The organism is Streptomyces sp. ISL-98 (genome assembly GCF_018614055.1).
GTDB classification, from domain to species: Bacteria; Actinomycetota; Actinomycetes; order Streptomycetales; family Streptomycetaceae; genus Streptomyces; species Streptomyces spiramyceticus.
This window is the reverse complement of the sequence record NZ_JAGGPB010000084.1, coordinates 20064-29650: the sequence shown is the minus strand read 5'-3', so window position 1 is coordinate 29650 and position 9587 is coordinate 20064. Positions and strand designations below refer to the sequence as shown.

At 67.3% G+C, this 9587-nt stretch carries 10 protein-coding genes and 1 pseudogene; 6 read left to right on the top strand and 5 right to left on the bottom strand.

Going from position 1 to position 9587, the window contains the following annotated elements:
- Positions 1-397: 397 nt before the first annotated feature.
- Positions 398-877: an NUDIX hydrolase gene (locus J7I98_RS37780; protein WP_214929593.1), complete on the top strand. Its 480-nt coding sequence runs from the start codon at positions 398-400 to the stop codon at positions 875-877.
- Positions 878-939: 62 nt separating this feature from the next.
- Here the strand turns inward: J7I98_RS37780 and J7I98_RS37775 are convergent, their stop codons facing one another.
- Complete coding sequence (locus J7I98_RS37775; protein WP_251021775.1) at positions 940-2250, bottom strand: hypothetical protein; 1311 nt, start codon at positions 2248-2250, stop codon at positions 940-942.
- 897 nt (positions 2251-3147) lie between these two features.
- Here J7I98_RS37775 and J7I98_RS41885 point away from each other — a divergent pair.
- Positions 3148-3453 carry a DUF742 domain-containing protein gene (locus J7I98_RS41885; protein WP_251021774.1) on the top strand — a complete coding sequence of 102 codons (306 nt, stop codon included), beginning with the start codon at positions 3148-3150 and terminating at the stop codon, positions 3451-3453.
- Positions 3454-3615: 162 nt separating this feature from the next.
- Here J7I98_RS41885 and J7I98_RS37765 read toward each other — a convergent pair whose 3' ends face one another.
- The 3 genes from J7I98_RS37765 to J7I98_RS37755 form a co-directional block, all read right to left on the bottom strand.
- Positions 3616-3831, bottom strand: a complete 216-nt coding sequence (locus J7I98_RS37765) for a hypothetical protein (RefSeq protein WP_214929592.1) — start codon at positions 3829-3831, stop codon at positions 3616-3618.
- Positions 3824-4201: a hypothetical protein gene (locus J7I98_RS37760; protein WP_214929591.1), complete on the bottom strand. Its 378-nt coding sequence runs from the start codon at positions 4199-4201 to the stop codon at positions 3824-3826. Before J7I98_RS37760 ends, J7I98_RS37765 begins: the two co-directional genes overlap by 8 nt.
- 252 nt (positions 4202-4453) lie before the next feature.
- Complete coding sequence (locus J7I98_RS37755; protein WP_214929590.1) at positions 4454-4699, bottom strand: hypothetical protein; 246 nt, start codon at positions 4697-4699, stop codon at positions 4454-4456.
- 245 nt (positions 4700-4944) lie between these two features.
- Here J7I98_RS37755 and J7I98_RS37750 point away from each other — a divergent pair, with 245 nt between their 5' ends.
- Positions 4945-5355 (top strand): RidA family protein, encoded by a 411-nt coding sequence (locus tag J7I98_RS37750; RefSeq protein ID WP_214929589.1) that lies wholly within the window; start codon positions 4945-4947, stop codon positions 5353-5355.
- A 28-nt stretch (positions 5356-5383) separates the two neighbouring features.
- On the opposite strand, the pseudogene J7I98_RS37745 reads toward J7I98_RS37750, so the two are convergent.
- A pseudogene (locus tag J7I98_RS37745) lies at positions 5384-5596 on the bottom strand (IS5/IS1182 family transposase); the annotation flags it as partial.
- A 118-nt stretch (positions 5597-5714) separates the two neighbouring features.
- Here J7I98_RS37745 and J7I98_RS37740 point away from each other — a divergent pair.
- From J7I98_RS37740 to J7I98_RS37730, 3 genes are all read left to right on the top strand, one after another.
- A complete protein-coding gene (locus J7I98_RS37740) occupies positions 5715-7922 on the top strand; it encodes a xanthine dehydrogenase family protein molybdopterin-binding subunit (protein WP_214929588.1) in 2208 nt (735 codons plus the stop codon).
- A gap of 33 nt (positions 7923-7955) precedes the next feature.
- On the top strand, positions 7956-8414 hold the full coding sequence (locus J7I98_RS37735; protein ID WP_214929587.1) for a (2Fe-2S)-binding protein: 459 nt from the start codon (positions 7956-7958) through the stop codon (positions 8412-8414).
- A 406-nt stretch (positions 8415-8820) separates the two neighbouring features.
- On the top strand, positions 8821-9447 hold the full coding sequence (locus tag J7I98_RS37730; RefSeq protein ID WP_214929586.1) for a nucleotidyltransferase family protein: 627 nt from the start codon (positions 8821-8823) through the stop codon (positions 9445-9447).
- Positions 9448-9587 lie beyond the last annotated feature (140 nt).

Below are 9587 nucleotides of genomic sequence, written 5' to 3'. Positions count from 1 at the left end.
CACCCGGCCGCAGGCTGACACCTGCGGCCCGCTCACGCCCGGCGGGTGCCCTCCCCGTGGCGCGCCTGCGGACAAGGCCGCCAGTAGCCGATCAGGCGTAGGCCGGACCCCTTCCGTCAGGTAACGGACCCCCGCACCCTCCGGCTTGGCCCCGTACTCCCTTCCGACCAGGATGGCGTCGGCTCGTCGCGGGCCGCCTCTTCATCAAGGGCAGCGGGGGCCCGCTCGCTACAATGACCGCCACAGCTCGGTCCTCACGGTCGGGCCTTCGATGGCCGGCGCCCTTGCCACCCGCCTCAGCGGATTGGGCGCCGGCCGTTTCACATCTCGATTAGCAACAAGAGTTCGATACGAATTCAGAAGCGCACCAAAAATGGGGCAGGCAGCCTCACCGCCCATGACCGATATCTCTGAATACGACCGCGGACTGCCACGCAAGCGCGTCGCTGCCGGAATGCTTTCCTTCGACGACAAAGGCCAAGTACTGCTCGTCGACCCCGTGTACAAGGAACCCTGGAAGATCCCCGGCGGCGCCGTAGAAGCAGACGAGTCCCCACGAGCCGCCGCACAACGCGAAGTCAAAGAAGAACTCGGACTGACCACCGAGCCAGGACGCCTCCTCGGCATCGACTGGACCGCCGAACGCCCCGGACGCAGCGAAGGCATCGTCATGATCTTCGACGGCGACCAACTCCACCCAGGCACCATCAAAACCATCCAACTAGACCCCACAGAACTCCGCGCCTACGCCTTCGTCCCCCTCGACCAACTCGACTCAAAACTCATTCCCAACCTCGCCCGCCGCGTAAGAACCTGCACACACGCCCACACTCAAGGAACAACCACCAACATGGAAAACGGCACCCCCGCCACCTAAACGGGGCACCCAGCAGCGCCCGGCGCCCTGAGCCGGGGGGGCGGCCCCACGGGTGCCGACGGTCAGAGGCGGTGGACCGGTGCAGACGTCTGGGTCCAGTGCCAGTTGACGGGTGCCCACTGCCTCTTCAGGACGGTGCGTTGCCGGGCGTACGCGCGCAGCGCCTCCTCGACGGCGGCCGCGAGGCCGGTGAGGTCGTCGGGGACGGGTACGCGCAGGATCAAGTGCTGTTTGCTGTGGACCAGCAGCAGGTCGCCGACGGGCGAACATGCGGTGAGCGTGAAATGGGTCAGCGGCTTGAACGTCTTGGTCTCGGTGTCCAGTTTGGCGCGCAGAACCCCTGCCCTGTTCCAGGCGTACAGACCGTAACGGTTGAGGTGGAAGGCATAACCCCGGTGTGGGTCGGCGGCGAGGTTGAAGCAGAAGCCGGTGAAAGGAGAGTCGGACCTCTGGTGCATGCCGTGGAGACGTCCGGTCATCTCCCCCTGGTCGTTGACGAGGGCGAAGACGAACGGCCGACCGCGGCTGCCGCCGCGGAACGTACGGGCGTAGACGGGGACAACGAACAGGTCGTCGGCCAGCGGCACGGGCCGGCCGAGGCGTGAGTCGCGCCAGCCTGAGAGGCGGTCCTCGCCGGCCGCCAGCTCGGTCAGCGCGGGCCGGGGCCGGTTCGCCAGGCCGACCGGGGCGCCCTGGTACGTAACGTGCGCGCGCACGTCCCGTTCGCTGTGGCGGGCCGGTTCGGGATCAAGCGAGGCGAGTGCGTGGATCACCGGCTTGGAAGTGGCCGTCAGGGCGCCGTCGGCTACGCCGACGAGGTTGGTGATGGCGCTGCCGTAGTTCCACACGCCGTACTCAGCGATGGTGCACAACAGGCGGCCCGAGGGCGTGACGCCGATGGAGGTGGCGAAGGCATCTCCCGGCGTGAACTCCTTGGAGGGGCGCCTTTCCTTTGAGTCGTAAGTGGCTATGACCCGGGACAGGTCGGGTGTGACCAGGGTGGTGTTGTTCGGGCGGGTGCTGATGGTGAGGGTGCCGTTCGGCAGGACGCACAGGGTCATGTCGCTGCCGTCGACCACCGCCGAAGCAGTCTCGTCGGCTCCCTCCGGGCAGCACAGCGCGCTCGCCAGCACTTCGCCGTCCGCGGAGTACCGCGTGATGATCCGGTAGCCGAAGTTGGCTACCGCTGGATCGTGTTCATCGGCCACGCCGTACATGTACCGGTGCACCCTGTACAGCGCATACACATCACCGTTCGGTGCGGCCACCACGTCGTGAGCCTGGACGTCCCAGCACTTGGCATGGAGCGCGGTGTCGATGCGGTGGAGGTTCACCAGCGTGCCCGGCAGGGCCAGAGGAAGAGTCTGGATCATGCCCGTCATTCTGGGACCCAGCACTGACACTCGACTCAAAGGTGCCTCACCGGCAGGTTCATCACCGAACGACAGCTCCAGGCCCCGGCGACACAAGCCCTCGCGCCGACGTGGCCGTGACGACCGGATCGAGTCGATCTCCCCAAGACGGATTACGGCCGCTCAAACGCGGCACCTTTACCCCTGCCACCGCCCATGCCGCTCCACCTCTGACGCGCAACGACAGAGGCAACGGAGGCGGCAGCGCGAAGCGAGGGAACACAAAGCGAAGCGCCCTGTGACCGACTGCCGCCACCCGCAGCGCGTGAGACCGCACAGCGGTCGGACCGGACCGCCGCGAAGAGACGGCCCGGCACGCGTAGTGGGCCGAGGCAAGCGAAGCGCACCCGGCCACCGCTACACCCCAGCCGCTACACCACCAGCCACCCCGAGGGACGAATTAGGGCGCGCCTGGTGCGCCCTGCTCTGCACTTCAAGCGCCTCCCGGGGTCCGTGCCGGCGCTCATTCCTCACCCTGCTTCGTGAGCCTCACCGCCGCGTCCCGCCGTCGACGCCAACCACGCAGCGCTGTCGCCGCGGCTGCCATGGAGGCTGCGGTCACAAGCTGCGCCGGCAGCTCGGCAAGAAGGCCACGTCCGGCAAACACCCTGAAGCAGACATGATCAAATCCGCCTACACAAAGCGTCTCCCACCCAAAAAGCCGATCAGCCACACGACGAAGCCTATGACTCCATCGCCGAACACAGCCTCTCCGGCACGCCATCTGATGCCGCAGCTGCCGAGCAGGCCCCTTCAACCTGGCCGTCGCTCTATCTGCCCAATGAGGACGACGAAGACGACGAGGGTTCGCTCTTTCAGTCCTATGGGGCTGGGGGCCGCGAGCAGGGCACCCCATCATTGGCCCCCTCCGACGAGGACCGTGAGGCGCCACTAGTACTTCCCCACCGGATGACCGGAGGCGTCACTCGGCCGCGTTATCAGCTGCCCGTCGAGGCACTGGTCAGCACCACGGCCGACGAGGCCACGCTGCCCACCTTGCTCCCCGAGCACCAGCGCATCTGCCGCCTCTGCCACGAGCCGACGGCAATCGCTCGGATCTCCGAGCAGCTGGCGATACCGCTTGGCGTAGCGAGGATCCTGGTAGCCGACCTCGCCGAAGCCGGCCTGGTCGCCATCCACCACCCACCCAGCAACCCAACCTGAAGCCCCCTCAATCTCACTGAGAAAATGCCGCGGCGCATCGCACCCCCCCGCAACCGACCGCTGAGCATCAATAGGCGGAGTAGCGGAGCGCCTTCACTGCGGCGACGAGCCTGCGGTACGGACGCTCGCTGCGGCGGTTGCCAGCTACGGGCGCCACCCCGGCTACTTGGCGGGGACCAGCCACTCGAGCGGTTCGTCTAGGCTCTGGGGCGCGTACACGATGCGCTCGGGCCACTTGTCGCCCGGGACGGCGTACGGGACCTTTCCGCGCACACAGTCGCCGGCCTTCACCGAGACGCCATCGGTGGGGAACTCCGGCTTCGGCATGTCGCCGCCGTTGAGCCCGGTGACTTCCACGCGCCTGCCGTCCTCAGGCAAGGGACCATGGGAACTGGCTGACCGTGAACGTCTGCCTCTTGACGTTGCAGACCTTCAGCTCGACGGTGGACCGCACTGCGTTGGCGCCGCCCAGGGCCTCGCCGGGCGGCTCTGGACCCTCGACAGGCTGGGCGTAGCTGAGAACGGCAGCGGTGAAGGAGACATCGTTCGCTGTGTCGTCGATCTTCGTACTGTCGCCCACGGCGAGGTCACGTTGTGCCGCGGTGGGCGTCGGCTCCGGCGGGCTGCTGGTGGCGGCCTTGGGTAGCGGTGCGGCCTTGGCGTCAGGGTCCTCGCTGCTGCTTCCGCAGGCGGTGAGGCTGGCGATCAGAAGGGCCGCGCCGATGGCGGTGGTGGTGGTGCGTCGCATGGTCCCCCAGGACGTTGCGTGATGAGGGGAGCATCCTGTGCCGTGCGGGAGCTGCGTCGCGGCGATGTGGCTGAGCTGTAACCGGTGGTCAGGTGCCGAGGCGGTTGGCGCGGACCGCCTTGCTGCGCGCGCGGGGGTGCCACTCCCCCCGCCCCAAGGGGGCCGGAGCAGCCTCCCGGCTGCGTAGCCCCTCACGCCCTCGTGTACGACGCCCGCCGACGCCTGGTCCCTGACGGGTGTTCCACGGCGCGGCTACGAGTCCTCGTCCGTCGCCTCATCACGGAACTCGCGCAGGATCTCGATCAGCCGCTCGTATACGTCGCCGCTGGACGTTCTGGCGTTCATGCGGTGAATAGCCTCCTCCACGGAGCTGAAATCGCGCGAAGAGTTGACGTGATCCAGGAAGTGTCGGAACTGCAGCGAGCTCTCATGCAGGCCAAAGGACCGAACTTCTTCCAGGAACTTCGCCACATTCTCCGGCACCGTGATGACGGGCACGCCAGGGACGTCCTCGTGCGTAATGGGCCCGGGCGCTTGGAGCCGAGAACCGTCAGGCCCTTGTCCGAGGACGTCGGGCTCAGCAGGACACGCGTCTCCCTGGCGTGCCATCTCGTTGCCCTGGTCCCAGGTCAGGGACCTCGGGAATGGATCTCGGGATCTCGTGGCTGTCGCAGGTGGATCAAGTCGGGGGTAATCGCAGCTACCCGGCCCCGTGTGTGCAGTTTTGAGGGAGTGTCAGCAGCATGTCCGTTACACAGCCTGCCGCCGAGCGTGTGCGCGTCTCCGCGGAACCCGACTGGTACGAGTCGGCCGGTATCTCGCTCGGCATCCGGGTCGGGAACTTGGTCTTCACATCGAGGCAGGCGCCGATTGATGCCCAGGGGGCCACGGCCGGCGCCGGGGACTTCGAGGCGCAAGCCCGTCAGGCGCTCGCGAATCTGTCGACGGTCCTGCCGAACGCGGGCTCCAGCCTCGCTGACGTGGTCAAGGCGACCGTGTTCGTTACCGACATCGCGCAGCAGGACATCTTCGCCAAGCTGCGCGCGGAACACTTCCCGGACAAGCCCCACCTCGCGGAGTCGTTCGTGGAGGTCTCCTCACTCGCCAACCCTGAGTGGATGATCGAGATCGAGGCAATCGGACTCGTCCGGTGAGGCTGAGTACTACAGACTCTTCGGTGGGTCAGGAGTCAAGCCACAGGCGAAGTGCTGCGACAGCCATGGTGCCGTGAAAGATGTAGGCCCGCTTGTCGAACCGCGTCGCCACGGCCCGGAAGCCCTTGAGCGCGTTGATCGTTCGCTCAACTTGGTTCCGGCGTCGGTATATCAGTTTGTCGCATGCTGTGGGCGTGCCGCCTGGCGTTGCCACGGCGCCTGCTCTGCGCGAACGAGCGCGCCAAGGAGGCCGTGCGTGGCATGGCGAGGTGGTCGGGCCTCTTGAACCCGGCCTACCAACTGGTAATGATCTGGGCACTGCCCGGTGATGGCAGCGGGTGAGGGCGATAGGAGATGGCATGGGGGAGCACAGCAGGCGGCGGTTCCTCAGCTATCTGGTGGCCGCGCCCACGCTGGCAGTAGGGACGACAGTGGCGGTGGACGCGCTGGTGCCGACGCCCGCGGGGGCGGTGGTTCCCACCCTGCCCCCGCCGGCAGATCTGGTGGATCTCGGTGATCTGCTGATCCTTGCCGGCACTCCTACCGCGGGCATGCTGGTGCTCACCGTTCGTGAGGACGGGGACGTGGAGTTCCGGCTGCCACGGGAGGAGGTAGGGCAGGGGTTGAACACCGCCGTGGCGATGCTGGTCGCCGAGGAGCTGGACCTGCCACTCACCCGGGTTCGTATTCAACTGGACGATGCGCGGCCGGAGTTGATATTCAACCAGCTGACCGGAAGCTCCAACGCGATACGTTCGCTCTACGGACCGGTGCGCCACACCGCGGCCGCCGTCCGGTCCCGGCTCGTCGCGGCTGCCGCCCGGCGCTGGGGTGTGTCCGCGGACACGCTCAGGACGCGGGAGGGCGCGGTCGTCGCTCCCGATGGCACCTCACTGCCATACGGATCGCTCGCCGTCGTAGCCGCGTCACCGGATCTCGGGGCACTCGTTGCCACGCCCAAGCCCGAGTCCGAGCACACCCTGGTCGGCACCCCCACCGGCCGTATAGACGCCCGCGCGATCGTCACCGGACGCCAGCAGTACACCCTCGACCTCGATGTGCCGGGGGCCAAGCCCTGTATGGTGCGGCGGCCGCCGACCCTCAGGGGCACCGTGAAGGCCGTCAATAACGAGGCGGCCGTCAGGGCCATGCCCGGGGTCGTCGACGTGGTGGTGATCCCGACCGGTGTCGCCGTGGTGGCCGACACTTTCGGGCAGGCTCTCGACGGCAAGAACGCGCTCGACGTCAGCTGGGGGCCCGGGACGGTCGACGCGCTCTCCGACGCCGACATCCGCGGCAAGCTGAAGGCGGCCACAGCGCCCCTGTTGGTACCGCCGTTGCTGACGCGGTATCTGGACGCCGAGTTCGACTTCGCGTTCGTCAGCCATGCGCCGCTGGAGACCAATTCCGCTGTCGCGGACGTACGCTCCGACCGGACCGAGGTCTGGTCGGGGCTCAAGTCGCCCATCGTCGCGCAGGAGACCATCGCGGCGGCCCTTGGGCTGCCGGTGGACAGGGTCACGCTCCATGTCGTGCAGGCCGGCGGTTCCTTCGGGCGGCGGCTGTTCTTCGACGCGGCGCTTGAGGCCGCCCTGATCTCGCAGGCCAGCCGACGGCCGGTGCGGCTGATGTGGTCACGCATCGACGACATGCGGCACGGCAGGATGCGGCCCGCCACCCATCACAGGATCCGGGCCACCCATGCCCTCGGTGAGGTGCTGTCCTTCGAGCACCGGGTAGCCGCCGTGGAGACGGACTTCCGGCACGGTCTCGGCGAGATTCTCACCGCCACTGCGGCGAGCCTGCCGCCGGGCATCGGCAACGCCGGTTTCGCCCAGACGCTGTTCCTGACCACGGTCAAGTCACCGTACAACTTCGGCCTGACGACCCAGGCGCTGACTGAGGTGCCGCTGAAGATGCACACCGGGTCGTGGCGTTCGGTGTACTCGGCGAACACCCGCGGTGCGGAGGAGATCTTCGTCGACGAGCTGGCCCGCAGGCTCGGCAAGGACCCGGTGGCGTTCCGTCGTACGTTCCTGAAGAACGCCCGTCAGCGTGCGGTACTCGACAAGGTCGCGGCGGAGGGCCGTTGGGGCCGGACCCTGCCCGAGGGCTGGGCCCAGGGCGTGGGCTTCCATGAGGAGTACAAGTCCTGCACGGCCTGCCTGGTCGAGATCGACGCGACCGATCCCGCGCACCCACGGGTCATGAAGGCGGTGATCGCGGCCGATGTCGGCCGGCCGGTGAACCCCCGCGGGCTGGAGGCTCAGCTGCTGGGCGGGCTCACCGATGCCATCTCCACCACGCTGCGGGCCGGGCTGCACATCGACAAGGGACTGCCACTCGAGGGGAGTTACTCGCAGTTCCACTACGCACGGCAGAAGGACTCACCCACGGACGTACGGATCTTCGTCATGCCGGCCAATGGCGATCCGGGCGGCGCGGGCGAACTCGGCGTCCCGGCGGCGGTCGGCGCGATCGCCAACGCCTACGCCCGGGCCACGGGCACCAGCCCCCGGAGCTTCCCGGTCGACTTCGACGTCGACTTCACGCCGTTCCCCCGCTGAACCCTGTTCTCCGATCACCGCCAGGAGCCCGCCATGCCTTCCCACACCTTCACCGTCAACGGGAAGCCCGTCACCGTCGACGCCCCCGACAACCTGCCCCTGTTGTGGGCGCTGCGCGATCTGCTCGGCATCCGCGGCCCCAAGTACGGCTGCGGCATCGACGTCTGCAAGGCCTGCACCAGCCATCTCGACGGCAAGGCCGTCAGGCCGTGCGTCGTCCCGGTCTCCGAGGCCGCCGGCCACGAGGTCACCACCATCGAAGGCCTCGCGGACGGGGACACCCTGCACCCTGTCCAGGAGGCTTGGCTGGAGCAGGATGTGGCCCAGTGCGGCTACTGCCAGCCCGGCCAGATCATGGCCGCGGTGGCCCTTCTCGAGCAGACCAGTGATCCCACGGACGCGGACATCGACGCCATCGCGAACGTGTGCCGCTGCGGCACGTACTTCCGTATCCGCGAGGCCATCAAAAGCGCGGCAGAGAAGCTGCGGTGAGGGCACGGCCCTAGAGGCGTCGCGCGCCACTCCGGTTCGTCGTGAAGGGCTACGATCCGAAACAGTGATCTCGGATCGGGCTTACTCCTTGGAGGCTGCCAACTGCCTGGCGTCCCTTGGATCGTGACTCCTCCCCCTCGTAAACGAGGGGGCTTCTCACTCGGCTCAAAAGAGCCTCATGACAGCCAAGCCCTGACCGCTGCCGAAGCAGATTTGCAGCGCACTACGCCGCTTCGCGGCTCCGAACATCAGGATGCGCTTCCCCGGCCGGCCTGAAGGCCGGGATTCCCACGCACGATTAGGGATGGTGGAGTCGCGTATTGGAACTGTCTGAATGCCTCTGGGTCGAGAAGTCCCTTGAGGTGCATCTGACCTGTCCCTGGGCGAGTTGTGGTAGGCAGGACTGATGATCAGCCGACTCCCTCTCGACCATCAACTCGAGTCCCTGCGCGCGGTGCTGTCCCGTAACGACGTGTTGGCGGAGGTGCTGGCGCGGGCTGCGACGTTGGATCTTCCTGGGTGCTATGTGACGGCCGGGTGCCTGTTCCAGACTGTGTGGAACGTGGTCACGGACAGGCCGCCGGCCAGCGGCATCAAGGACTACGACGTCTTCTATTTCGACGGCAGTGATCTGTCCTGGGAAGCGGAGGACGCGGTGATCAAAGCCGGACGGGATGTCTTTGCCGACCTGCCTGCGGAGGTTGAGATCCGCAACGAAGCACGGGTTCACCTCTGGTATGAGGACAAGTTCGGAGTTGCCTGTCCGCCGTATGAGTCCATCGAGGCAGCGATCGACAGTTTCGCCGCGACGACGTGCTGCCTGGGAGTGCGTGTGGAGACAGACGGCCGGTGGCGCGTGTATGCGCCGCATGGGCTGTCGGACATGTTCAACCTCGTCGTCCGTCCGAACCCGGTGCTTGCTCCGCGGTCGGTCTACGAAGCCAAGGCAGCCCGATGGCGGAAGCAATGGCCCGAGCTGACCGTGCTGGAGTGGCCCGCCAGGACCGTCAGGTCGACCTCGTCCGGCGGCTGAGCTCGGCTGCAGAGGCGGCCCAATCTCCTGCTGATGCCTTCTGCCACTGGACGGCGACCTGAATGTGAACGCCGAGCATCCATGCGACGATTGCGGCGGAGAGTTCGGTGGCGAGGGTGAGCAGTGCAGTAGAGCGGTCC

Excerpts from the sequence above, each read along its gene's own strand:
- J7I98_RS37780 (WP_214929593.1), top strand. The coding sequence starts at position 398 with ATGACCGATATCTCTGAATACGACCGCGGACTGCCACGCAAGCGCGTC.
- J7I98_RS37775 (WP_251021775.1), bottom strand. The coding sequence starts at position 2,250 with ATGATCCAGACTCTTCCTCTGGCCCTGCCGGGCACGCTGGTGAACCTC.
- J7I98_RS37760 (WP_214929591.1), bottom strand. The coding sequence starts at position 4,201 with ATGCGACGCACCACCACCACCGCCATCGGCGCGGCCCTTCTGATCGCC.
- J7I98_RS37750 (WP_214929589.1), top strand. The coding sequence starts at position 4,945 with ATGTCCGTTACACAGCCTGCCGCCGAGCGTGTGCGCGTCTCCGCGGAA.
- J7I98_RS37740 (WP_214929588.1), top strand. The coding sequence starts at position 5,715 with ATGGGGGAGCACAGCAGGCGGCGGTTCCTCAGCTATCTGGTGGCCGCG.
- J7I98_RS37735 (WP_214929587.1), top strand. The coding sequence starts at position 7,956 with ATGCCTTCCCACACCTTCACCGTCAACGGGAAGCCCGTCACCGTCGAC.
- J7I98_RS37730 (WP_214929586.1), top strand. The coding sequence starts at position 8,821 with ATGATCAGCCGACTCCCTCTCGACCATCAACTCGAGTCCCTGCGCGCG.